Here is a 24,733-nt window from a genome sequence, read left to right as displayed (position 1 = left end):
TATGCCCGTGACGACGCGGATCGTGATCATCGGTGGCGGACCGGCGGGCTACGAGGCCGCGCTGGTGGCCGCGGGCCGCGGCAAGGACGTCGCCGAGGTCACCGTCGTCGACTCCGATGGCATCGGCGGGGCCTGCGTGCTCTTCGACTGTGTGCCCTCCAAGACCTTCATCGCGTCCACCGGCGTGCGCACTGAGCTGCGGCGGGCCGCCGGCCTGGGCTTCGACATCGGCATCGACGACGCCAAGATCTCGCTGACGCAGATCAACAACCGGGTCAAGACGCTGGCCCGTTCGCAGTCCGCCGACATCGGCACCCAGCTGCTGCGGGAGAAGGTCAACGTGGTGGCGGGCCGCGGTGAGCTGATCGACGACGTGCCGGGCATGGCGCACCACCGTGTGAGAGTCACCACACCCGGCGGGCAGGTCGGCATCCTCAAGGCCGACGTGGTCCTGATTGCGACCGGCGCGAGCCCGCGCGTGTTGCCCAACGCCGTGCCCGACGGGGAGCGGATCCTGACCTGGCGGCAGCTCTACGACCTCCAGGATCTGCCAGAGCATCTGGTGATCGTCGGTTCGGGTGTCACCGGGGCCGAGTTCTGCAACGCCTACACCGAGCTCGGGGTGGACGTCACTGTGGTGGCCAGCCGCGACCAGATCCTGCCGCACGAGGACAGCGACGCCGCCGCCGTGCTGGAGGAGACCTTCGCCGAGCGCGGTGTGACGCTGGTCAAGAATGCCCGTGCCGATTCGGTGGTCCGCACCGAGAACGGCGTGCGGGTGACGATGGCCGACGGCCGAAGGGTCGACGGGAGCCACGCCCTGATGACGGTGGGGTCGGTGCCCAACACCAGTGGGCTGGGCCTCGAGCGGGTGGGTGTCGAGCTGGGCCCGGGCAATTACATTCCGGTCGACCGGGTCTCACGGACGTCGGCGGCGGGGATCTATGCCGCCGGCGACTGCACGGGTCTGCTGCCGCTGGCTTCGGTCGCGGCGATGCAGGGCCGCATCGCGATGTATCACGCCCTCGGCGAGGGGGTGGCCCCGATCCGGCTGCGCACGGTGGCATCGGCGACGTTCACCCGCCCGGAGATCGCGGCGGTCGGGGTGCCGCAGACGGCCATCGACGACGGCACCGTGCCCGCCCGCACCATCATGCTGCCGCTGACCACCAACGCCAGGGCCAAGATGTCGTTGCTGCGGCGCGGCTTCGTCAAGATCTTCTGCCGGCCCGCCACGGGCGTGGTGATCGGCGGCGTCGTGGTGGCGCCGATCGCCTCGGAACTGATCCTGCCGATCGCCCTGGCGGTGCAAAACCGCATCTCGGTGACCGACCTGGCCCAGACGCTGTCGGTGTACCCGTCGTTGTCCGGCTCGATCGTCGAGGCTGCGCGGCGGCTGATGGCACACGACGATCTCGACTAGCCTGGGGGCTATGAGCGACCCGATCCTTCGACCGGGCAATGCCCTTACCGCCCTCGGGCCGTCGGAACGTGCACAGGCCTGGGAACGCCTGGGTAGCGAACAGTTCGACGTCATCGTCATCGGCGGCGGAGTCGTCGGCGCCGGTTGTGCCCTGGATGCCGCGACCCGCGGGCTGAAGGTGGCTCTGGTCGAGGCCCGTGACTTCGCCTCCGGTACCTCCAGCCGGAGTTCGAAGATGTTCCACGGTGGCCTTCGCTACCTCGAACAGCTGGAGTTCGGCCTGGTGCGCGAGGCGCTGCACGAGCGGGAGCTGTCGCTGACGACGCTGGCGCCGCATCTGGTCAAGCCCCTGCCATTCCTGTTCCCGTTGACCAAGCGGGTGTGGGAGAGGCCATACATCGCGGCGGGGATCTTCCTCTACGACCAGCTTGGTGGCGCGAAATCCGTTCCGGCACAAAAGCATCTGACCAAATCAGGTGCGCTGCGGCTGGCACCCGGACTCAAGCGCAGCTCGCTGATCGGCGGCATCCGATATTTCGACACCGTGGTCGACGACGCCCGTCACACCATGACCGTCGCTCGTACCGCCGCTCACTACGGCGCGGTGGTGCGCACCTCCACCCAGGTGGTGTCGCTGCTGCGGGAGGGCGACCGGGTGGTGGGGGCGTCCATTCGTGATTCCGAGGACGGCGCGGTCACCGAGGTGCGCGGGCACGTGGTGATCAACGCGACCGGGGTGTGGACCGACGAAGTCCAGGCGCTGAGCAAGGAACGCGGCCGCTTCCGGGTGCGCGCCTCCAAGGGCGTGCACATCGTGGTCCCGCGCGACCGGATCGTCTCCGAGGTGGCGATCATTCTGCGCACCGAGAAGTCGGTGCTGTTCGTCATCCCGTGGGGCACCCATTGGATCATCGGGACCACCGACACCGACTGGAATCTCGACCTGGCTCACCCCGCGGCCACCAAGGTCGACATCGACTACATCCTCGACACCGTCAACACGGTGCTGGCCACCCCGCTCACCCACGACGACATCGACGGGGTGTATGCGGGCCTTCGGCCGCTGCTGGCCGGGGAGAGCGAGGAGACCTCGAAGCTGTCCCGCGAGCATGCGGTGGCGGTGCCCTCACCGGGGCTGGTCGCCATCGCGGGCGGTAAGTACACCACCTACCGGGTGATGGCCGAGGACGCGGTGGACGCCGCAGCCGAGTACATCCCGACCCGGGTGGCGCCGTCGATCACCGAGAAGGTGCCGCTGATGGGCGCCGACGGCTACTTCGCGCTGGTCAACCAAACCCAGACGGTCGGTGCCCGCTACGGCCTGCACCCCTACCGGGTGCGCCACCTGCTGGACCGTTACGGCTCGCTGATCGGGGAGGTGCTGGCGCTCGCGGTCGCCCGGCCGGAGCTGCTCGAGCCGATCACCGACGCCCCGGTGTACCTGAAGGTCGAGGCCGCTTACGCGGCGGCCGCCGAGGGAGCGCTGCACCTGGAGGACATCCTGGCCCGGCGGATGCGGATCTCGATCGAGTACCCGCACCGCGGGGTGGACTGCGCGGCCGAGGTCGCCGACATCGTCGCCCCGATCCTGGGCTGGAGTGACGCCGACTGCGCCCGCGAGGTGGCGACGTATCTGGCGCGGGTGGAAGCGGAGGTGCTGTCGCAGGCCCAGCCCGACGACGCCTCGGCCGACGCGCTGCGCGCCTCCGCGCCGGAGGCCCGCGCGGAGATTCTCGAACCGGTGCCGTTGGTGTGAGCCGTCGCCCGCCACTGCCGGTGCGCGACGGTCTGGGGCCGGCGCGGCTGCGGTTGCAGGGCGGCAATGTGGCCGACGAGTTCGAGCGGCGATTCGGCCCGGACGGGCGGGCCAAGGTGCTCGCCGGTGAAGTGGTCGACGCCGATGGGACGCTGATCGATGCGGCGGCGACACTGCCGGCCGGCGCGCACGTTTTCCTCTATCGGGAGCTGCCCGACGAAGTCGAGGTGCCCTTCGACATTCCGGTGCTGCACCGCGATGACGACATCGTCGTGGTCGACAAGCCGCATTTCCTGGCCACCATGCCGCGCGGCCGACACGTTGCGCAGACCGCCCTGGTGCGGCTGCGCCGCGAACTCGATCTGCCTGAACTGAGCCCGGCGCACCGGTTGGACCGGCTCACCGCGGGGGTGCTGTTGTTTACCGCCCGCCGTGAGGTTCGCGGTGCGTATCAGACGCTGTTCGCCCGGGGTGTGGTGAGCAAGACCTATTTGGCCCGCTCGTCGGTGCCGCCGACCGTCGAGTTCCCTATGCTGCTGCGCAGCCGAATCATCAAGCGGCGTGGCCACTTCCAGGCCGTGGAAGAACCCGGTGAGCCCAATGCCGAAACGCTGATCGAGGCGCTCGGTGACGGACGCTACCGGCTCACGCCGCGGACCGGGCGTACGCACCAGCTGCGGGTGCACATGGCGTCGCTGGGCATTCCGATCGATAACGACCCGCTCTACCCGGAGGTCGTCGAGGTGGCCGCCGACGACTTCTCGGCGCCGCTGGCTCTGCTGGCACACCGGCTGGAGTTCGACGATCCGTTCACCGGTGAGCGCCGCAGCTTCTGCAGTTCAGCTGTCCTGTAACTGTTTACGGTACGCGGCGGGGCCGCCGCCGAACCATCTGTGGCAACTGCGGGTGAGGACGCTCTGCTCGGCGTAGCCCAGTTCTCGGGCCAAGTGTGCCAACGTCATTCGGGTGTCGCGTAGGTAGCGCTCAGCGAGCTCGCGGCGCACGGTGTCGACGATCGCGGCGAAGGTGGTGTCGTCGGCTGCCAGTCGCCGCTGTAATGCCTTGGGGTGCAGGTTGAGTTGTTCGGCAACCAGGTCGAGCGTGACGGTGCCGCTGGGCAGCAGCTGGCGCACCAGCGTCGCGACGGATGCCACGATGCGCGGCTCGGCGGTGGTGATGGTGCTCAGGTAGCCGACCACCGCGTCGTGCGCGAGTTTGTCGGGCCGCAGCGGGCGGGTCAGGTCGGCGGTGCGGATCGTGAAACCCATCCTGAAACCTGTTGTGTGCTGGTCGAATACCGGGCGGCAGCCGAAATAGTCCCAGTAGTCGTCGACCGCGGTCAGCGGTTCGTGCGGGATGTGCACCGACAGCGGGGAGTATCGGTCGCCGAGCAGGAATCGCAGCACCCGGAGTGTGACGCCCAGCGACAGTTCATTGCCCTGCGGGTGCAGGGGCAGGTCGCGGCCGATCATCAGGTACTCGATGAAGGTGCATTCCGGGTCGTCGAGCGTTGTGGTGCGCAGGCTGATCGCCGGGCTGTAGGCGGACAGGAAGTTCTCGAAGATGCGCAACGCGTCGGCGACGGTGGCCGCGGTGCGGGCGGCCACGCCGACCGGGCCGAGGATCTCGATGCCCTGCAACTGCGCCAGCCGGCGGCCGAAGCCGGGAGTGTTCGTCGCGGCGGCGGCCGACTCGATGGCCACCGCGACCCGCGGCAGCGGGACGAACACGTCGTGGCATCCGACGGCGGACGGGTCTATCCCGGCCGCGGTCAGCAGCGCGGCCGGGTCACCGCCGAGTTGGCTGACGAGGTGCGGATAGTTCGACAGCGATGTGCCGCGCACGATCGACATGTCCTCAAATGTCAAGTTTTGGTCGCCGAATGTCAAGGCTCCAGCGGTCGGGGTGCGGGACCATGGCGCCATGACGTCGATCACAACCCGGCGAATCACCGTCGACGGTCTCACCACGTCGGTCCACATCGGCGGCCACGGCGCACCTCGTAAGGCGGTGTTGTTCGTGCACGGCAACCCCGATGCGGGCGCCGACTGGATGCCGTTGATGGCGCGCGTCGCCGAGTTCGCCACCGTCGTCGCTCCCGATCTGCCGGGTTTCGGTGCCGCCGACGCCCGCGCCGACGGGGATTACACCGTGGCCGGGTACGCGAGGTTCCTCGACAGCCTGATCCGTCAGCTCGGTATCGAGCGCGTGCACCTGGTGGCCCACGATTTCGGCGGCCCGTTCGCGGTGACCTGGGCGGCGGACCATCCCGAGCAGGTCGGCAGCATCACGCTGATCAACACCGGCGTGATGATCGGCTACCGCTGGCACCGGATGGCGCGCATCTGGCGCACACCGCTGCTCGGCGAGCTGATGATGCGACGGACCACGCTCGGTGTGGCCCGGGCCGTGCTGGGCCGGGACAACCGTGGCCTGTCGCGGGAGTGGGTCGACACCATCGCCCGGCACCTGGTGCCGGCCGAGACCAAACGCGCGGTGCTCAAGCTCTACCGCTCCACCCGAGTCGACGACGTCGCGGCTTTGGCGCCACGACTGCGCGCACACGACCATGACGCCCTGGTGGTGTGGGGCGACGCCGACTCTTACCTGCCGGTCGAGCAGGCGCATCGCCAGGTCCAGGCCTTCCCGCGGGTGCAGGTCAACATCCTGCCCGGCGTCGGCCACTGGGCGTGGCTGGAACAGACCGATCGGGTCGCCGCGCACGTGCTGCCCTTCCTGCGGCAGCGGATCGGCGCATCGCTTTCTGTCAATAATCAACCCGCTCAAGGAGATTGAAATGTCCAATGCTGTCGACGACCGTCCGGTGAACCTCAAGGCGTTCGCCAACCTGCCCGCGGATGCGCCGGTGGTGATGATCAACCTGCTGAAGTTCCACGAGGGCGACGGCTTGGCGCACTACCTGACCTACTCCCGCGAGGTGGTGCCGCACCTGGAGCGGGTCGGCGGTGTCGTTCGCTACGCGGGCACCACTCCGCACAATGTCATCGGCGACGGCGAGCGGCCGTGGTGGGATGCGATCCTGGTGGTCGAGTACCCGTCGCCGCAGGCCTTCGTCGACATGGTGCTCGACCCGGGCTACCAGAAGGTGCACGAGCATCGCGCCGCCGCGCTGGTGCAGGGCGACCTGGTGGCGACATCGCAGTGGATGCTCGGCTGAGGGCCGCAATGCCCTCGCCGGGGTGGCTTTAGGCCCCTATCGCGGTGACGTGACCTGGGTCACTATGGACCCATGGATGACGACCATGAGCTGATCCTGGTAGCCGCTTACGGCGATCTCGACCGTGCGACAACCGATTTCCACGAGTTGGAGAAGCGGATCAAGCACGGCATGGAGTTGCGCGCCGCGGTTCTGGTCACCAAGGACGAGGACGGCCAGCCCCACGTCGTCGAGGCACACAACCGGCACGGGCGGGTCGGTGCGGGGATCGGCGCCGGCCTGGGTTTCCTGCTGGGCGTCTTCATCCCGCCGGTCGGGCTGGGCGTTCTGCTCGGCGGGGCGGCCGGCGTGCTCGTCGCATCCTTCGCCGAGCACGAACTGCGTATCGGCCTGCGCCACGAGATCGGCGAGGCGCTGGAGGCCAGCACCGGTGTGGTGCTCGCCGTGGTCTACCCGAACGGTCGGGAACCGGTGGAGAAGACGTTGTATCGCGCGGCCAAGACCACGGCCTTGCGGATGGACAAGTCGACGGTCAACTCGCTCGAGGACGAGGTGGCCAAGGTGATGGCGGAGATCGGCCACCCGATCAGCGTTGGCACGACGGACACCAGTACGTAACCCGCTCGCCGGTGGCGTCAGCGGACTCCGCACGTTCGATGCGTGTTCCACAGCGTCGGCATGGTTGCCCCGCGCGGCCGTACACCCACAACTCCTGACCGGTTCTGCGGTTGCCGGTGGTGGTGCGATTCACCCGTGAGCGATTGACCCACAGCATGTCTCGGGCCCGATTCACCAGCCGCAGCGGATCATTCAAGATCCCGACGAGGCTGGTGGGTAGCCGGCCGAACACGAAACACAGCTCATTGCAGTACACGTTGCCCACCCCGGCCATGACACGTTGATCCAGCAGGGCGGCGGCGATCGGCCGGGAAGGGTCCGCGGTGAGATTGGCCGCGGCGAGGTTCGGGTCCCAGTCGGGGCCGAGCAGATCTGGGCCGAGGTGTGCGACGGCGTCCATATCGTGTTCGCGGTCGAGGATCTCCAGAACGCCCAGGTCGATGCCCGCGGCCTGAATATCTCCGGTCTCCAACAGGATTCGAATCTTGTAGGCCTGCCTGGTCGGTGTGCCCCGGGGGGCGACGCGCCAGCTGCCGTCCATCTTCAGATGCGAATGGATGCTGGCTGCGCCGACCCGGATGAACAGGTGCTTGCCCCGGGAGAGTACGTCGTCGACGGTGTCGCCGGCAAGGTTGACGGTCGCGTACTGCGGCACCCTCACGTCACAGCGGGTCAGCGTTTTACCCACCAGCGCCTCGCGCAGGTCGGCCGCGGTGCGGAAAACGGTGTCGCCCTCAGGCACTGCTCCAGCTTAGAAGGGCGGCGGATCAGCAGCCGCACGCGCCTCGTTGAGGTTGCGTTCCCATTGGATCCGCGCCGCCCGGTCCTGTGTCCGGGTTCTTCGGCGGGTAGGCATCATGAGACCTCGGCCCGGATTTAGGGGTGTCGGGGTGGTGGGCGGCGTCAACTCCTCGGTGGGTACCGAGAGTTGCGGGAAGAACAGTGCCCCATGAGGTTTCGTGGTGTAGGTACGGCCGGTCGGGGATGTCCAGATGACTGTGCCGTCGGGTAGTTGTTGGTCAGCCCACCCGCCGGGACCCCCGTAGAAGGTCTTCAACAGATGGTGCAGCCGGCACAGGAGTTTGAGGTTCGACGGGTGGGTCGGACCGAAGGGGTACGGCACGGTGTGGTCGATGTCGGCCACCTCGGCAAGCCGATCGCAGCCGGGGAACCGGCACGTCAAGTCGCGGCAGCGGACGAACTCGGCCAAGGCGGGTGATGGCCGATAGTTCGGCTCGGCCTTGAGCTCCTTGCTGCTGGTCACCGTCCGCAGCCGAGCCCGGGCGGCCAAAGCCCGCACCGTGTCTGCAGGGACGGCACCGAAACCGGAGACGAATCCGGCTGCGTTGCCGTTGCCGGTGACAGTCTCGGCTTCGGCAAGGAGATGGATGACGATCTGTCCCGTGTCGGCGGTGCTGGTCTGGGTGGCGGGGCAGTCATTCGAGCCGCAGCCGCAGACCATGGTCGATGCGCCGGCCGCCAGCGCGGCCAGTGCGTCGGCCCGGCGTTGCCGCTTGGTGCGGGGGTCATCGGAGCACACCGTGGCGGCGAGCTGATCGAGCCGGCGACTGAACAACGCCGCGTCGGGGGCGCGCACAGAACCCCAGAGCTGAGACATGCCGTCACGGCCGGGTCCGACTTCAACGTGACGATCATCGTCGGCACGGCGTTCGTTGCGCACTCCATCTGGATCGAGGTCTCGAACGAACCAGTCGATGATCTCGGTGATCTTGTTCCGGGACAGTGCATTCCACTTGGGCGCGTTGGTCGCGATGCGGTCGTCGATGCTGGCGAGGGCATCGTCGTCTGTGATCAGCCCGGTACGATGCAGCGCGGCCCGCACGATGTGAAGCTCGACCTCACCAGCGGCGAAGACTGCGGCGAATTTCGGTAGCCGTTCGATGAGGTCCAGCCCGGTCTGCATTTGTGACGAGGCGCGATTGCGGCTGATCCCCAATTCGGCGCCGACCTCGGCGGCCACCACTTCCCAGTTGTCGATGCACCATTGCTCGCGATTGTCGGTGCCGGATTCGCTGATGCGACGCTGAGCCAGCCGTCCGGCAGCCAGGATTCGCTCGGCGACGGCCACCCGCTCGCGACGCTGAGCGTGACGCATGGTGTCGAGGAGCGCGGGCTCATCGAAGGATTCGAACATGTGTTCTAGTATGCCACCTGGGGGTGACAAGTTCTGAGCCTCGGGCGGCTGATGTGCGACAGTTTTCAGGAATGAACGTGAGCGCAATGGCAGGCGCCGAGTCTGTGTGGGGATTGGTCTGCCGGGGACGTAGTGGCCCACGTGACTGCTTATCTAGACCGCAGTTGTGCTGAGTTCGTCGTCGCACTCCTGCGTCATCGTTTCCGAATTGATCGACTCAATGCGCATGACTTGTCCGCGAATTCGGGATGTCTGTCGCGTGAGATCGCTGAGCGCATGCGTGCCGGCATAGTCCCCCGGAGCATCGGGTCAGGCTACGGCGGCAGAGTGACCTTGGTGGAGTGCATGATCCACCAACAAGACATACGTCGCCCGCTGGCCCTGCCACGGACTATTCCTGCCGAGCGGCTTAGGGAGGCTTTGAACTTCGCCAGAACGGCTCCGCTTATCCGTGGCGCCTCGGCCACGCGGGGCGTTCGGCTGATCGCCACTGACCTCGATTGGGCGGCTGGACGCGGGAAGCCGGTGTGGGGTCGGGGCGAAGCACTCCTGATGGCGATGGCCGGACGACCCAGCGCCCTGGCCGACCTCGCTGGACCAGGGGTCGCCGTTCTGGCTGCTCGCTGAGCCTCAGCGCCCTACCGCAGTCGCAGGCCGCGCGGAGTGCGGGCGAACCCGGCGCTCACGAGGGCATCGGCGGTGACCCGGCGATCAGGGTGCGCACTCGCCTCCAGGACGGGCACCCCATCAAGCTTCTCGACAAGAACGCCACCGACCCGGCCACTGCCCACCAGTTCGGTCAGCGCCCCGGCGGCCGCACGCTGCGCCTCCTCATCGGAGCTGAAGTTCAGCAGCGAACGTCCACCGCGCTCGAGGAACCACACCAGTTCGCCGTCGACGATCACCACCAAGGCACCCGCTTTGCGCCCGGGCCGGTGGCTGGCGTCGGACTCGGTCCGGGTGGGCCAGGGCAGCGCGGCCCCGTAGGGGTTGGCCGGGTCGGCCGCGGCCAGCACGACGGCGTGGTAGTCCGGGCGTTCCTGGTCGACACCGTCGAGGTAGGTGCGCAGCCGGTCCACGGTCGACGCGACGGCGAACTGGGCGCCACCGAGCGATTCGACGAAATACCCCCGCTGACAGCGGCCCGCCTCCTCGAATCCGCTGAGCACCTTATACAGCATGGCGAACCCGCCGGGCACTCCCTCGGTCGCCACCGCACCCTTGGTCAGCACGCCGTAGCGGCTCAGCAGCAGCTCGGCGGAAAAGTGTGCCCGCAGTGTCGAGTCCGGCTCTCTGGCGGGTAGCGCCGACCAGCGACCGGCCACCGTCGGGTCGGCAGCCCGGTTCTGCGGGTTGGCCACCGAATAGCGGCTCAGCCTCGGCGCTCGACGCTGCCGGTGCGCGGGTGCTGCCGGTCGACGACTGCCCGGTTTGCGGCCGCCGCCGAGCATGGCGCGCACCGGTGCGAAGGTGTCGCCGGTGATCCAGCCCGCCCAGATCAGTTCCCACAGAGCGGCTTTGAACACGTCTTCCGAACCCTGCACGAGCTGGCGGAAGAAGAACGCCCCGCGCGCCTCACCCGGTGAACCCAGCACGTCGAAGATGGCGCGATGGGTGTCGGTGAAATCGATCTCGGCAGGCGCGGCCAGCGTCAGCGGTGCGGTGTCGGCGTGGTGGAACGCGATCCAGCCGTCGCTGCCGGAGATGGACCCGGCACCTGACCACGTCACCTCCCCGGAGGCCAGCAACTCGTCGAGCATCGCGGGCTGATAGTCGCGGACCCGCGGCCCGAACACCAGCGGTTCCACCGCCGAGGCCGGGATGGGCACACCGGCGAGCTGATCGACCACGGCCGCCAGGCCGTCCACGCCGGATGTCGCCGACCGGCCGACCTGCTGCCACGCGGGCAGGAACCGGGCGTAGGCCCTGGTGCTGACCGGCTCGACTTGCGCACGCAGCGCCGCAAGTGAGCGGCGGCGAAGAATACGCAGCACCTCGGCGTCACACCACTGGTCAGCCGCCGGCCCGGCAATAAACTCGCCGCGAACGAGCTTGCCGTCCAACGCCATCCGGCCCAACACGTCGGCGGCCACCCGAAGGCCCAAACCGAATCGCGCCGCCGCCTCCGCGGTGGTGAACGGTCCCCGGGTGCGGGCAAACCGGCCCATCAGCTCGCCGAGCGGATCGGGCACCGTCTCGGTGAAGCTCGCCGGCACCCCGACCGGAACGGCCACCCCCACCGCGTCGCGCAGCCGGCCGATGTCCTCGATGCCCACCCACCACGACTGCCCCGCGTAGGACACCGGCAGAACCCGCCGCGCGGTGTGCAGCCCGGCCAGCCAGCCACCGACGTCGGGCGCGGTGCAACGTTCGGCGATCTCGTCCTCGGTCAGCGGGCCGAGCAGGCGCAGCAGGTCGGCCACACCTTCGGCGTCGCGGGCCTTGCGGTCCTCGGACAGATGCTGAAGCTGGCGAGCTGTCGCCGCGATGATGTCCGGGTCGAGCAGTTCGCGTAGCTCCACACGGCCCAGCAGTTCAGCCAGCAGTGAGCTGTCCAGCGACAGGGCGGCGGCCCGGCGCTCGGCCAGGGGGCTGTCGCCCTCGTACATGAACGCCCCGACGTAGCCGAACAGCAACGAGGCGGCGAACGGTGACGGGGTGGGCGTCTCGACTTCGACCAGCCGTACCCGCCGCTGTGCGATCCGGCTCATGAGATCGGTCAGCGTCGGAACGTCGTAGACGTCCTGCAGGCATTCCCGCACCGTTTCCAAAACGATGGGGAAGTCGGGGTATTTCCTTGCCACGTCCAGCAATTGGGCCGCACGCTGTCGCTGGTGCCACAATGGCGACCGTTTGCCGGGGTGGCGTTTGGGTAGCAGCAGGGCGCGGGCGGCGCATTCGCGGAACCGGGAGGCGAACAACGCCGAGCCACCGACCTCAGTGGTCACCAGCGGTTCGATCTCGTCGGGTTCGAAGACGAAGAGGTCAGCCCCCGGTGGGCTGTCCCCCGAATCGGCCACAGTGTCGGGCAGCCTGACGATTATCCCGTCATCCGAGGCGGTCGGCTTCTCGTCGATGCCGTAGCGCTCCAGCAGGCGGCGGCTGACTGCCAGCGCCAGCGGGCCGTGCACCTTGAGGCCGTAGGGCGAGTGCAGGATCACCCGCCAGTCGCCCAGCTCGTCGCGGAAACGCTCCACCAGCAGTGTGGTGTCGCTGGGCACGATCTTGGTGGCGGTGCGCTGGTCGTCGAGCAGCTGCCACAGGTTGTCGGTGGCATAGTCGGCGAAACTCAAATCGGCGCAGCGGCTTTCGAAGCTCTCCCGGTCCAGCCCGGCCAGCTCGCCGGTGAATCGGCCCACCGCCTGGCCCAGTTCGGCGGGGCGCCCCGCGTCGTCGCCGCGCCAGAACGGCAGCCGGGCGGGCTGCCCCGGTGCGGGGATCACCAGCACCCGGTCATGGGTGATCTCGGCGATGCGCCAGCTGGTGGCGCCCAGCGAGATGACGTCACCAGGGCGCGACTCATACACCATCTCTTCGTCGAGTTCGCCTACCCGGGAGGGCTTTTCGGAATCGGTGGCCAGATAGACCGTGAACATGCCGCGGTCGGGTATCGCTCCGCCGGACGTCACGGCCAATCGCTGCGCGCCGGGGCGGGCGGTCAGCGTGCCGCTGTCCCGGTCGTAGACCAGCCGCGGGCGCAGCTCGGCGAAATCAGTCGACGGATACTTGCCCGACAGCAGATCCAGCGTCGCCTCGAAGGCGCTGCGCGGCAACGTCGCGAACGGCGCACTGCGGCGTACCACGTCGAACCATTCGTCGGCGCTGATCGGCTCCAGCGCGCAGGCAGCCACCGTGTGCTGGGCCAGGATGTCGAGCGGATTGGTGGGCACCCGCATGGTCTCGATCTGCCCGGCGAGCATCCGCTGTACGCTGACTGCGCAGCCGATCAGATCGGTGCGATGCTTCGGGAACAGCACACCGCGGGAGATCTCTCCGACCTGGTGGCCTGCTCGGCCGATACGTTGGAGTCCACTGGCCACCGAGGGCGGCGCCTCCACCTGGATCACCAGATCGACTGCGCCCATGTCGATTCCGAGTTCCAGGCTGGACGTCGCTACCACGGCCTTCAGCCGCCCGGTCTTCAGGTCGTCCTCGACGGCGGCGCGCTGCTCCTTGGACACCGAGCCGTGATGCGCCCGGGCCAGCAGCGGGTCGGCACCGAAGGTCTGCCCACTGGCCATCACATGGGCCGGCGGCCCGCCTGGCACTGCCCGGTTGGGTGGACCCGCCAGTTCGATGCCGGAGCGTTCGGCGTGAATCTCGTTGATACGGGACGTGAGTCGCTCGGCGAGACGGCGGGAGTTAGCGAATACGATCGTCGAGTTGTGCGCCTCGATGAGGTCGACGATGCGCGCCTCGACATCGGGCCAGATGGTGTTGTTCTCCAGATTGGCCATATCGGGGACAGGCACCTGCACGGTGAGCTCGAACGTCTTCGCCGCCGGCGGCGCCACGATCGTTGTCGGGCGGGCACCGGAGAGGAACCGGGCCACCTCTTCTGGCGGGCGGACCGTGGCCGACAGGCCGATGCGCTGCGCCGGCTTCTGTAGCAGCGCGTCGAGGCGTTCCAGTGACAGCGCCAGGTGGGCGCCGCGTTTGGTGCCGGCCACCGCGTGCACCTCGTCGACGATCACCGTCTGCACACCGGTGAGGGTTTCGCGCGCCGCCGAGGTCAGCATCAAGAACAGCGACTCCGGTGTGGTGATCAAGATGTCCGGCGGCCGGGTGATCAGCCCGCGGCGCTCGGCAGGCGGGGTGTCACCGGAGCGCACCCCGACACTGATCTGCGGGGCCGGCACCCCCTCGCGTTCGGCGATGCGGGTGATCCCGGTGAGGGGAGTGCGCAGATTGCGTTCGACGTCGACCGCCAGAGCCTTCAGCGGCGAGACGTAGAGCACTCGGGTGCTTCTTCTAATCCCCCGGTCGCTACGCTCCTGCCCGCCGGTGTCGGCGGCCGGCTCGTGAGCCAGCCGGTCGATCGCCCACAGGAAGGCCGCGAGCGTCTTGCCCGACCCGGTCGGTGCGATGACCAGGGTGTTGTCCCCGTCGGCGATCGCCGACCACGCCAGGGCCTGGGCCGGGGTGGGCTCGACGAACGTGCCCGCGAACCAATTCCGGGTCAGCGGACTGAACCGGGACATCAGGTCGGCGGGACTCACCTCACCAGACTGCCAGGTCGTACCGACAAAGTCGGGTGCATGGACCGCTGCCGGGCCCTACCCTGACGTGACGGGTTGGTAGGGGCCGGGGGTGCGGTGACGTCGAGGAGCGCGATGTGCTCGTCGTGTGGGGCCAGAACACACGAGGGCGCCCGATTCTGCGAGCAATGCGGATCACCTGTCACGGAGTCGCCGGGAGCCTCGGAGTACAAGCAGGTGACGGTGCTGTTCGCAGATGTGGTGCGCTCGATGGCCATCGCGGCAGCCCTGGACATCGAGCGACTCCGCGAAGTCATGACCGAACTGCTGGAACGCACGGCGGCCGTGGCCCGCCGCTACGGCGGGACGGTGGAGTACAACGGCGACGGTGTCATGGCGTTGTTCGGTGCCCCCGTGGCGCTGGAGGACCACGCCCTTCGGGCCTGCATGGCGGCCCTGGACATGCAGGACGAGGCGCGCCGGCTCGCGGCGGAGGTCCAGCGCCGCGACGGCGTCGACGTCAGCGTCCGGGTCGGTCTGAACTCCGGGCAGGTCATCGCGGGCCGGATCGGTTCCGGGGTCCTCGGTTACGCCGCCACCGGGGAGACGGTGGGATTCGCACAGCGGATCGAATCCGTCGCCCCTGCCGGTGGCGTGCTGCTGTCCGACTACACCGCGCGGCTCGTCGAACATCGCACCGAGCTGTCGGACTTCCAATGGCTGCACGTCAAGGGATCTGACGAACCCGTGCGCGCCCGCCGCCTCCTGGCGATTCGCCAGTCGCTGGCCGAACGCGCCGAGGTGAGTCTGGTCGGTCGGCATCGGGAGATGGCGGCACTCGACGCGCAGATGGACAGGGCGGTCGGCGGCCAGGGCGGGGTGGTGCGGATTGCCGGTCCGCCCGGGATCGGAAAATCCCGGCTGGCCCGCGAAGCCGCGGCATTGGCGGCCCGCCGTGGGATTGAGGTGAGGTGGACCTTCTGCGAGTCGCACACCGCCGAAGTGCCCTTTCACGCGGTGGCCCAGCTGTTGCGGGCCGCCACCGGAGCGGCCGACCTCGAAGGCCAAGCAGCCAGGGACCGGGTCCGCGCGGCGCTTCCGCACGCCGACCCCGTCGACCTGCTGTTGTTCGACGACCTGCTCGGCATCGCCGACCCCGGCGAGCCGCTGCCGCAGATCGATCCGGACGCCAGGCGGCGCCGGTTCACCACGCTGGTCAACTCCGCGTCGCTGAGCCGCACCACGCCCGTCCTGCTGGTGATCGAGGACGCGCACTGGATCGACCCGGTCAGCGAGTCGATGATGGCCGACTTCCTTGCGGTTATCGCACGGACGCCTGCGCTGGTGCTGATCACGTATCGCCCGGACTACGACGGCGCGTTGGCCCGGATTCCCGGCGCGCAGGCGGTCGTCCTGTTGCCCCTTGCCGATTCGGATACGCAGGCGTTGATCGTCGCGCTGCTGGGCACTGATCCGTCGGTCGCGGATCTGGGCCGGATCATCGGAGCGCGGGCGGCGGGAAATCCGTTCTTCACCGAGGAGATAGTGCGGGAACTGGTGCAGCGGGGTGTGCTGACCGGGGAACGCGGAGCCTATGTTTGTGCCACCGATGTCGGTGAGCTGAGCGTTCCGGCCACCATTCAGGCCGCGATCACCGCACGCGTGGACCGGCTCAGCGAGCCGGCGAAGCGAACGCTGCATGCGGCAGCGGTGATCGGGGCGCGGTTCGGGCCGGACATCCTGATCACCTTGGGGATCGAACCGGCCTTCGACGAGTTACTCCGGGTTGAACTCATCGACCAGGTGCGGCTCACGCCGACCCCCGAGTACGACTTCCGCCATCCCCTGATCAAAGCAGTCGCCTACGAGTCACAGCTGAAATCGGCTCGCTCAGAGTGGCATCGCAGGCTGGCAGCCGTCATACAAGCGCGTGCGCCGGAGTCGGCGGACGAGAACGCCGCCTTGATCGCCGAACATCTCTATGCCGCAGGCGATCTGCACGCGGCCTACGGCTGGAACATGCGCGCCGCCGCGTGGTCGATCAATAGGGATGTCGGCGCGGCCCGCGTGAACTGGGAGCGGGCGTGCCGGATTGCCGACCGAATTCCCGACGGTGACGGGCAACTCGCGATGCGCATCGCTCCGCGGACCATGCTGTGTGTCACCGACTGGCAGGCCGAGGTCGTGCAGGACAGCTGGGGTCGTTTCGAGGAGCTGCGGACGTTGTGCACCGCGGCCGGCGACAGAGTGTCGCTGGCCATCGGCATGACGGGGCTGGCTTCCGAGCTGCTCTACGCGGGGCGCCCCGGCGAGGGGTCACGGCTGGCGTCAGAACAGATGGAGCTCCTGGACTCGATCGGTGACCCCGCGTTGACACTTGGCTTGGCCTTCGTGGCCTTCGCCAACTGGTTCAACAGCGGGGACATCGATGCGATCGCCACCTGGTCAGATCGGCTCGTCGAGCTCGCCGATGGCAACCCGACACTGGGATCGGTCTTCGGAATCGTTTCCCCCCTTGCGATCTCGCTCGTCTTTCGCGGCCTTGCCGGATGGTGGCTCGGTCGACCCCGGTGGCGACAGGACCTCGAGGACGCCGTGGCCATGGCCCGGCGCGCCGGACCGTCGGCCTTCGCGCTGGTTACAGTGTGGGCGTACGGCGCGCTGCTGTATGGCGTCCTGAGAGCCGATGACGCTGCCATCCGCATCATCGAGCAGGCAGCGCAGGAGGCTGAGGCTGCGAGCAACGACTTCTCCGTGATCGGATCGAAATTCGGTCTCGCAGTGGCGCTTTTGCACGCTACCGGTGACGCGGACCGTGCCCGGGGGCTGGGGCTCATGGTCCAGGCACGTGACAAGTGGCTACCCGAAAGGTCGCCCTCTCTGGTTCCGTTGGCCACTGTCTGTGCGGCCAGGGAATACGCCAGGCTCGGTGACCGTGATGCCGCGATCAACCAGATGCGCAACGCCGTGAACGAGCTTCGCGAAGCGCACCGGATCGGCTGGATCGTCTGCTGCACAGCGATTCTGGCGGAGACTCTGATGGAGCGGGGCAGCGACGCCGACCTGCTGGAGTCGGAGACTCTCATTGCGCAGCTGGCCGAGTTGGAGCCTGCGGGGATTGTCCGGATCACGCTGCTGCGGTTGAGAGCGCTGCTCGCGGCTGCCCATGGGGATGATGCCGGCTACCGTGATCTCTCGGCCGACTACCTGGACCTGGCCGGATCGCTTGGCTACGAAGGACATCGGGAGTGGGCGGCAGGCATGGCCGCAGCGATCGGGAGTCACGAGTGAGCTGCTCCGTGTTCGTCGACGGATTCTGACTCGTCGGCGCAGGGCTGCTCCTGGGCGTTGCGAGCGGCGGCCAACTCGCTGGCCATCCTGTCGCCGATCGACGTGGCCGCGGCAGCGCTCCCGTCATCCCTTGGCATCGTCGGCGTGGCGACGCGCGCTGCGCCCGGTGGAATGTGCAGCGATGGGTGCCCGTGCGGCACGGGTGGCCGTGGCGGCGTGGCTGCGCTCACGGCGGTGCTGAGGCGCATTCACGCGCTGACCCGATGCGGCCGCTGCTGCTGCCGACGCCGATGTGGTGGGGCTGGCGGGCTGTGGGCGGGTCAGGCTTTGCAGCGCTGAAAGGAACCAGGTGACTGCGAGGAATCCGAGGAACAGAGCTCCTACAACTACTCCGGCCGCTCCGACGAAGAGCTGCTTGATCGTGTTCCCGATGTCATCGATGGTGTTGGCGGCCGTCGCCGACCGGCTCGCCAGAGCGGTGGTCCGGGTGGCGATCCCGGTGGATTCGACCCGCGTGCTCATGGCGGGCCGCACCAGCGCCGCCGACGACATGCTGAAGGCGGACAGCTGGACCTGCTGGGGGATGCTTCTCGGCTCGGGATACTCCGGCGAAGCGATAACCAGGTGTGCGGTGAGGATGCCGGCGCCGGCCAATGTGATCGCAGCGCTGAGGTGACGCCGAGGGGCCGACACAGGCGTTGGTGCAGTAATCATCGTCGAAGCCTGACGCCGACGATGCCCCGACGAGTCAGTAGCGAAGCACTGCAGTCTTGCTCACCGACCCTGGCCGTCGTCCAGCAGTGCTGCCAGCTCTTCGCGAGTCGACGTGCCGGTCTTGGCCATTGCCCGGTAGATGTGGCTCTCGACGGTGCGCGGCGACAGCGTCAGCCGCTCAGCAATCTCCGGGTTGGACATCCGCTGACGGATCAGCATCACGATCTCGCGCTCGCGAGGGGTGAACGGCACCGGCTCGGCGGCTTGGCTCAGCGCCGGGGTGACCGCTGCGCCGCATCGCCGCGCCAACGCGGTCGCTCGAGTCGAACAGGTCAGGGCCGAGCCACGCTTGTCCTGACGGCGGTAGGCCAGCGCGGCATGCGCCGCGGCGTCGACGGCGGCCACCAGGTCACCGATCCGTTCGAAATCCTCTGATATTCGGCACAACTCGGCCGCGCGCCCGTCATGGAGTGCTGCTGCGAAGCGCGCGGCCACCTGGGCGCGTGGCCCGTCCACCTCCGTGGCCAGCTCGGTCAAGCGGGCCGCACAGGTGCGGCACCCGAACTGAGTCGCGGTCTGCAGGCAGAGGACCTCGGCCGCGAGCTGGCCGTTGACGCGGGCCCGTTCGGCAGCACCGAGAAGCGTGGTGATCGCCTGGCGTACCGAACCCTCGTTGGCGGTGACCCATGCCGTGGCCAGACTGTGCTCGTAGTCCAGTGACCTGAAGGGCCGCCGCTGGTGATCCAGCGCGCGGGCAGCGTCCGCGACGGTACCGCGCATAGCCAGCGCGGTAGCCAGTGGGATGCGATAGCGATAACCCCAGCCCGACGAGTGGGTGGCTTGCAGACCCAGCACCGCGTCGTGGAGAAGCCCGGCCGCGGAATCGAGGCGCCCTGCAGCCAGGGCTGCGCGGCCGGCTACCGCGGGCCCGAGCAGCTGGGCGTCACCCGGCAGATCGGCGGCCTGGCAACGGACCCGATCGGCCACATCGAGGGCCTCCGGCAGCCGCCCGGCCAGCGCAAGCGCACTCACATGGGCGTCGGCGATGTTGAACCGCATGTGCGGAGCATCGAACGAGCGCTCGGCAGCGCGGTATCCCGCCTCGGCGACGGACACGGCGTCGCCGGTGCGCCCCGCGTCCGCGGCCATCGTGGCCAGGGCCCACGCCACCTCGGCTCCGACGACAGGCGGAAGGTCCTGCACGGCAAGCGCTGCCGAGACCTGTGAGGCCGCAGAGGGTTGATCCATGGCGAAGTGGAACACCGTGAGGAACGCGTCGATGTAGTTGCGGCCCTGCGGCGAGGCGACATCCGAAGCCTGATCGATGATCTCTCTGGCGCGTTCCGGCCTGCCGAGCGCCCAGAGCATGTTGCTGGCGCGCAGAAATGCCAGCCGGGCGCGGACGGTGTCACCGAGATCCCGGCCCGCGAGGGTATCGAGCACCGACTCGGCTTCCTCGCCCTGGCCGAGCCACGACAGTGCATGTGCCCGAATCAAACTCGGCTCCGCACCGGCGCCGGAGTCGATCGCCGCGGACGCAAGGCGTTCGGCGAGTTGAAGGTCTGCCAGCCACACCGCCCCGTGGGCCGCCTTCACCAACAGGTCGGCGTCGGGTTCCAGATCGGAGTCGATGCTCAGTGCCGCACGCCGCACCACCATCTGAATCTCGTCGGAGTTCTTGGCGGCGGCCCATTCTGCGGCGACCAGTCCGCGGAGCCGACGCAAGCGGGTGTGTGGCGACCGTCTGCGCCGCACCTCCGCGTAGAGCGGATGGGCCACCCGGACTCGCACGCTGCCGGGGCCCTCCATGGTCACCAGGTTGCGGGTCTCGGCCTCTTCGATGGCGGCCGGATCGGTCAAACGGGCCAGTATCGCCAGCTCCAGGGGCTCGGCCACAGCCAGCACGTCGATCACATCGCCGAGGGTGTCTGCGAGCGTGCCCATCCGCGCCTCGACCAGGCCGACCAGATCAGGCGGGAGCACCGGATCCCCGGTCCATTGCCACCCGTTGCGCCCCTTCACCAGGCGACCGTCGGTGACCTCCTGCTCGACGATGTTGCGAAGATACAGCGCATTTCCGTCGGTGAGTCGCCAAAGGCGTTCAGCGGCAAGCATATCGATGCTTCCGCCGAGCGCTTCGGTCAGCAGGGCAACGGTCTGGTCCTGTGACAGCGGCTTGAGGTCGAGCCACTCGAACCGGCCGAGTTTCCAGATCTCCTGGAGCGCCGGCGAAACAGGTTCGTCATCCCGGATGGTCAGGATTACCTTGACGGAGCGTCGGTGTACAAGCTGGTGGACGACGAACGTGGACAGGTCATCCAGCAGGTGTGCATCGTCGACGGCCAGGACGACGCCCTGCCCCGCAGGTGCGGTGGACAGGGATTCGATCACCCCGCGCACCAGGTGAACGGTGTCGGTCACGGCTGGCTGGGTCCAGGCGGTGAAAGCACCGAGCGGAATCTGGCGGGCCGATGACGCGCCGACGGCCCATTTGCCCTGACGCCGGGACGATTCCGCCGCGGCGAGTACTTCGCGCGCGATCCTGCTCTTGCCGACTCCGGCTCCACCGCAGATGACGACGCCGGCCACATCCGGCGCCGCGAGGGCGGACTCGATCGTCTGCATCTGCCCGCTGCGACCGGTCAGCGGCCACGACAAGCGCACGTCAGAACGGTATCCCGTGGTGCTGGTGAGCGCTCCTGATTGCGTCGGTTCGCTGGCGAATGCAGTAACCGACTACTGCATTGCCTCAGTCGATCGACGTGAAGTCCACCCACAGGTGCCGGGGCCCGCGGAACACCTGGTTCTGTCGGTACGGCGGCGGGTCGACGACCAGTCGTGGCGATCGCACGCGGCGCAGGAAGATCTCCAGCGCGACGTTGATCTCCAGCCTGGCCAGCGGACCGCCGAAGCAGGTGTGGATGCCGCTGCCGAAGCCGAGGTGCTCATTGCCCTCGCGCAACGGGTCGAACCGGTCGGGGTTCTCGAACTTGCGGGGATCTCGGTTGGCGGCCGCCCACACCAGGAACACCGCCGATCCGGCCGGAATCCGCGTCCCACCGATCTCGATGTCGGCGGTGGCCCAGCGGCTCGGGAAGAACTGAACGGCGCCCTGCAACCGCTGCACCTCCTCGATGGTGCGCGGAACCAGATCGGGATTGTCGCGCACCAGGTCCCACGAACCCCGGTTGCGCAGCAACGTCATCACACAGTTCGTGATGGTGTTCACCGTCGAGTCGTGGCCGGCCACCAGCAACAGCAGCGCGTTGGATTCGGCGGCTTCCTTCGACACCGGGCCGTCGGGACCGTCGTCGTGCAGCGCCGCCGACAGCAGACCCGGCGCCGGTTCACGGCTCAGGCGCTCCACGAGATCGTGGACGTAGGAACCCAACTCGACCATGCTGGAGACGGCTTTGGCCGCCGCGGCCTTGCCCTCCTCGGTGTGCGCCTCGGGACCCACGTCGGCGCCCTGCATGAAATCGGTAACCCAGCTGTGGAACTTCGGCTCGTCCTCGATCGGTGCGCCCAGCACCCGGAAGATCACCGACACCGGGATCGGGTAGGAGAAGTCCTCCACCACATCCATCCGGGTCCCGCCGCGCGCTTTCACCTTGTCCAGCAGGCTGTTCGCCAGATCGGCGACCATTCCCTCCATGCTGGGGATGAGGCCTGGGGAGTGTGGCGGGCCGAAGTGGCGCATGAACTGTCTGCGCATCCGGTCGTGCTCGGGCGGGTCGGAGACCAGCATGCTGGAGTCCCGCGCCTGGGCCGACTCTACCGGTTCGAGGTGGGTCTGCTTCTCGCCGAACAAACCTGACGGGCTGCGGCTGATATCGGAGCTGATCCGCGGATCATGCGACAGCGCAACCGCTTCCGGGTAGCCCGTCACCACGTAGGTCTTCTCCGACACCTTGGCCACCGGCGTCTTGCGCAGCTCCTCGAAATAGGGGTACGGATTCGGGCGGTTCTCGAACTTCATCGCCTCGGACCAGGCGGTTGCGGCATCCATGACGTGCGTCTCCTTAAGCGCGCGGCCGGAATTCGGCGCTGCGGTCGGTCGGGTCATGTCCGGTGAGCACCACATCGGGATTGCCCGCGGGCTCGCGCGGATCGGGGAAGCGGGCCGGCATCACTTCGGGGTCCACCGGCCGGTCGTAACCCGGCGGCGGAGGAGGGAACGGTGCGGACTTCTCGATCAGCGAGGCATAGTGCGGCAGCCACTTACCGTGGTTGAATGTGACGGCGCCGACGATGCGCCCGCGCTTGCCGTAGGCCGCCGCGAAGCGGCGCTCCGACGGCGAGCCCTGGGTGAAGACGATCTCGTCGCCGAACGAACACACCCCGACGCTTTTGATGTTCACGCCGAACTGACCCGACCAGAACGAGGGCAGCGGCAGGTGTGGCCGCCGGCCCACCTCGAGGTGGATCATATTGTTCGCGGCCACCTCGGCACCGAAAACCGCGTTGTCCCAATGTTCCTGGGACATGAACTCGTAGTCGTAGAGGACGTGCGGGGCGCGTGCGACGTCGCCGGCGACGAAGATGTGGTCGGTCACCACACCGTTGATGTCGAAGGCCCGGCAGCCGGCATCGCAGGCCAGCCCCCACGGCCCGGCGGCAAGACCCGCCCCGTCGAGCCACTCCACGTTGCGGATCGAGCCCAGCGAGGCGACCACCACGTCGACGTCGAGCACCGTGCCATCCGAAAAATGGGCTTGGCGCACGTGCCCGGTGCCGTCGCCCGAAAGCCCCTGCACCGCGACACCGGTGCGCAGGTCCACCCCGGCGTCGCGCATCATGCCCGCCGCGATCTCACTGATCACACCGCCGAGGGCGCCCATCAGTGGACCCTTGCCCCGTTCGGCGACAGTCACGGGCAGGTCCAGATCGCGGCACACCGAGGCGATCTCCGAGCCGACGAATCCCGAACCGACGATCAGCACCCGCTTGGGGCGGGCCCGCAGCGCTGCGGCCAGTCCGGTGGCGTCCTCCACCGTGCGGACGGTGAAGACACCCTGCAAGGCGCCTTCCTCCGGATTGGGCCAGGGCCGCGCCCGGGTGCCGGTGGCAATCAGCAGCCGGTCGTACTCGACGTCCAGCCCGTTGGCCAGCTTGACCAGGTGATTGAACCGGTCCAGGCCGACCGCGGCCACCCCGAGCCTCCAGTCGGCGTCGACCCGGCGAAGCCGCGGCAGTTTGGTGTGGTCGGCAGGCACCCATCCCTTGAGGACCTGTTTGGACAGCGGCGGCCGGTCGTAGGGCTCGTGCGGCTCGTCGCCAATGATGGTCAGCGAACCGTCGAAACCCTTTTCCCGCAATGCTTCTGCGGCGCGCAGTCCGGCAAGTGAGGCGCCCACGATGGCGATTCGGCCCTCGGCCCGGAACTGTTCGACGACCCTGTCGAGTTGGTAGGTCACGGCGTGTCCCGATCCGCGGGTGGGTCGATCTCGACGATGATCGCCTGCACCGGGCACGACGCCGCGGCGCGCAACACATGCTGCCGCTGTGAATCATCGGGGTTCGGGTCGTAGGCCAGGGCCTCTTCACCGACGAGCTCGAGCACTTCGGGGGCCAGTGGCACGCACTGTGCATACCCCTGGCACTTGTTCAGATCGACGACCAAGCGCATGAGCGCTGAGAGTAATTGGCCGGTCTGGCCGATTACTGAATTTTCGGCCAGCTCTTAGAGAACGCCTGCGATCTCGGCCTTCAGCGGAATACCGCAGCGGGCCCGCAGATCCTTGCCGGGCTGGCGGATCGCCTCGATCTCGTCGTGCACCTGGGGGTTGGCGGCCAGGTAATCCTTGGTCTGCTGTTTGGCATCGGCCTTGCTCAAACCCTGCAGGCCGGTGAGGAAGTCGTTGACATCGGGATGAGTGAACAGATACGTCGTCATCGACGCCGACACCCCGGTCATCACCGCGGTCACGTCGGCGGCCGTGCAGTTCGGTGGGGGATCGGCGGCGGCAACTCCAGCTGCACCGAGCAGGACACCGCCGGTGCTCAGAATTACTGCGGCGGCGCGGCCAAGCGAACGAGTTGCAGACTTCATGCGGCTCCTAATCCCGAATATCCGGCTTGTCCAGAGTTTAGCCACGCGAACTGGGTACCATTCGCTCATGCCTCGAATTGGTCAATTCCTGCTTCTTCCCGCCGCCGGGATCGGCGTCGCGGCCGCGATCCTCGCCGCACCCGTCGCCAGCGCGGACACCACCATCGCACCGCCGACCCTGCCGCAGTGTGAAAACCTCACGGGCAGCGCCATCAGCGGTGGCCAGACCACAGAGTGCGCAACGCCCGGCAACACCGAGATCAATGCGACACCGCAACAGTTCCCTGGTGAAGAAGAAGGGTTCTACGGTTTCCCGGCATTCGGCTTCTTCTGAGCCGGCACGCATCC

General features: G+C 68.1%; 19 protein-coding genes. 9 read left to right on the top strand and 10 right to left on the bottom strand.

Annotated features, from left to right (window positions below; translation table 11 throughout):
- Window positions 1-7 precede the first annotated feature (7 nt).
- From HBE64_RS18600 to HBE64_RS18590, 3 genes are read left to right on the top strand one after another with little or no spacing between them, the layout of a single operon-like run.
- Complete coding sequence (locus tag HBE64_RS18600) at window positions 8-1,423, top strand: NAD(P)H-quinone dehydrogenase (RefSeq protein ID WP_167105421.1); 1,416 nt, start codon at window positions 8-10, stop codon at window positions 1,421-1,423.
- A gap of 10 nt (window positions 1,424-1,433) precedes the next feature.
- A complete protein-coding gene (locus HBE64_RS18595) occupies window positions 1,434-3,179 on the top strand; it encodes a glycerol-3-phosphate dehydrogenase/oxidase (protein WP_167105418.1) in 1,746 nt (581 codons plus the stop codon).
- Window positions 3,176-4,033 carry a pseudouridine synthase gene (locus tag HBE64_RS18590; RefSeq protein WP_167105415.1) on the top strand — a complete coding sequence of 286 codons (858 nt, stop codon included), beginning with the start codon at window positions 3,176-3,178 and terminating at the stop codon, window positions 4,031-4,033. The genes HBE64_RS18595 and HBE64_RS18590 overlap by 4 nt, the downstream gene beginning before the upstream one ends.
- Here HBE64_RS18590 and HBE64_RS18585 read toward each other — a convergent pair.
- Window positions 4,019-5,032 carry an AraC family transcriptional regulator gene (locus HBE64_RS18585; protein WP_167105413.1) on the bottom strand — a complete coding sequence of 338 codons (1,014 nt, stop codon included), beginning with the start codon at window positions 5,030-5,032 and terminating at the stop codon, window positions 4,019-4,021. The two genes, HBE64_RS18590 and HBE64_RS18585, sit on opposite strands and share 15 nt — an antisense overlap.
- Window positions 5,033-5,102: 70 nt before the next feature.
- On the opposite strand from HBE64_RS18585, the gene HBE64_RS18580 reads away from it, so the two are divergent.
- The 3 genes from HBE64_RS18580 to HBE64_RS18570 all read left to right on the top strand — a co-directional run bounded on the left by HBE64_RS18580 (window position 5,103) and on the right by HBE64_RS18570 (window position 6,975).
- Window positions 5,103-5,975: an alpha/beta fold hydrolase gene (locus HBE64_RS18580; protein WP_167105409.1), complete on the top strand. Its 873-nt coding sequence runs from the start codon at window positions 5,103-5,105 to the stop codon at window positions 5,973-5,975.
- 1 nt (window position 5,976) lies between these two features.
- Window positions 5,977-6,357, top strand: a complete 381-nt coding sequence (locus HBE64_RS18575; RefSeq protein WP_167105406.1) for a DUF1330 domain-containing protein — start codon at window positions 5,977-5,979, stop codon at window positions 6,355-6,357.
- A gap of 72 nt (window positions 6,358-6,429) precedes the next feature.
- A complete protein-coding gene (locus HBE64_RS18570; protein WP_167105403.1) occupies window positions 6,430-6,975 on the top strand; it encodes a DUF1269 domain-containing protein in 546 nt (181 codons plus the stop codon).
- Here the strand turns inward: HBE64_RS18570 and nei2 are convergent.
- Both nei2 and HBE64_RS18560 read right to left on the bottom strand, forming a co-directional pair.
- Entirely contained in the window at window positions 6,944-7,717 is a 774-nt protein-coding gene (gene nei2 / locus HBE64_RS18565; RefSeq protein ID WP_167105400.1) for an endonuclease VIII Nei2, read from the bottom strand. The genes HBE64_RS18570 and nei2 overlap by 32 nt on opposite strands.
- 9 nt (window positions 7,718-7,726) lie before the next feature.
- Window positions 7,727-9,130: an HNH endonuclease signature motif containing protein gene (locus tag HBE64_RS18560; RefSeq protein ID WP_167105397.1), complete on the bottom strand. Its 1,404-nt coding sequence runs from the start codon at window positions 9,128-9,130 to the stop codon at window positions 7,727-7,729.
- 132 nt (window positions 9,131-9,262) lie between these two features.
- Here HBE64_RS18560 and HBE64_RS25040 point away from each other — a divergent pair, with 132 nt between their 5' ends.
- Window positions 9,263-9,757, top strand: coding sequence for a DinB family protein (locus HBE64_RS25040; RefSeq protein ID WP_371744009.1), 495 nt, complete (start codon window positions 9,263-9,265; stop codon window positions 9,755-9,757).
- Window positions 9,758-9,768: 11 nt separating this feature from the next.
- On the opposite strand, the gene HBE64_RS18550 is transcribed toward HBE64_RS25040, so the two are convergent.
- Window positions 9,769-14,331, bottom strand: a complete 4,563-nt coding sequence (locus HBE64_RS18550) for an ATP-dependent helicase (RefSeq protein ID WP_167109400.1) — start codon at window positions 14,329-14,331, stop codon at window positions 9,769-9,771.
- Between the two features lie 240 nt (window positions 14,332-14,571).
- Here HBE64_RS18550 and HBE64_RS18545 point away from each other — a divergent pair, with 240 nt between their 5' ends.
- On the top strand, window positions 14,572-17,619 hold the full coding sequence (locus tag HBE64_RS18545; protein WP_371744008.1) for an AAA family ATPase: 3,048 nt from the start codon (window positions 14,572-14,574) through the stop codon (window positions 17,617-17,619).
- 123 nt (window positions 17,620-17,742) lie between these two features.
- Here the strand turns inward: HBE64_RS18545 and HBE64_RS18540 are convergent, their stop codons facing one another.
- The 6 genes from HBE64_RS18540 to HBE64_RS18515 form a co-directional block, all read right to left on the bottom strand.
- Entirely contained in the window at window positions 17,743-18,333 is a 591-nt protein-coding gene (locus HBE64_RS18540; protein ID WP_167105394.1) for a hypothetical protein, read from the bottom strand.
- Window positions 18,334-18,393: 60 nt separating this feature from the next.
- Window positions 18,394-20,997, bottom strand: coding sequence for a LuxR family transcriptional regulator (locus HBE64_RS18535; RefSeq protein WP_167105391.1), 2,604 nt, complete (start codon window positions 20,995-20,997; stop codon window positions 18,394-18,396).
- A gap of 85 nt (window positions 20,998-21,082) precedes the next feature.
- Window positions 21,083-22,342, bottom strand: coding sequence for a cytochrome P450 (locus tag HBE64_RS18530; RefSeq protein WP_167105388.1), 1,260 nt, complete (start codon window positions 22,340-22,342; stop codon window positions 21,083-21,085).
- 13 nt (window positions 22,343-22,355) lie between these two features.
- Window positions 22,356-23,750, bottom strand: a complete 1,395-nt coding sequence (locus HBE64_RS18525) for an NAD(P)/FAD-dependent oxidoreductase (protein ID WP_167105385.1) — start codon at window positions 23,748-23,750, stop codon at window positions 22,356-22,358.
- Window positions 23,747-23,962 carry a ferredoxin gene (locus HBE64_RS18520; RefSeq protein WP_167105382.1) on the bottom strand — a complete coding sequence of 72 codons (216 nt, stop codon included), beginning with the start codon at window positions 23,960-23,962 and terminating at the stop codon, window positions 23,747-23,749. The genes HBE64_RS18525 and HBE64_RS18520 overlap by 4 nt, the downstream gene beginning before the upstream one ends.
- Before the next feature lie 54 nt (window positions 23,963-24,016).
- The gene (locus HBE64_RS18515) at window positions 24,017-24,385 is read right to left on the bottom strand and encodes a heme-binding protein (protein WP_167105378.1); all 369 of its coding nucleotides are present in this window, start codon (window positions 24,383-24,385) and stop codon (window positions 24,017-24,019) included.
- A gap of 67 nt (window positions 24,386-24,452) precedes the next feature.
- Between HBE64_RS18515 and HBE64_RS18510 the strand changes: the two genes are divergently transcribed.
- Window positions 24,453-24,719 (top strand): hypothetical protein, encoded by a 267-nt coding sequence (locus HBE64_RS18510; RefSeq protein WP_167105375.1) that lies wholly within the window; start codon window positions 24,453-24,455, stop codon window positions 24,717-24,719.
- Window positions 24,720-24,733: the final 14 nt, after the last annotated feature.

The organism is Mycobacterium sp. DL592 (assembly GCF_011694515.1).
Taxonomy (GTDB): domain Bacteria; phylum Actinomycetota; class Actinomycetes; order Mycobacteriales; family Mycobacteriaceae; genus Mycobacterium.
This window is presented reverse-complemented; position numbering and strand designations above follow the sequence as displayed.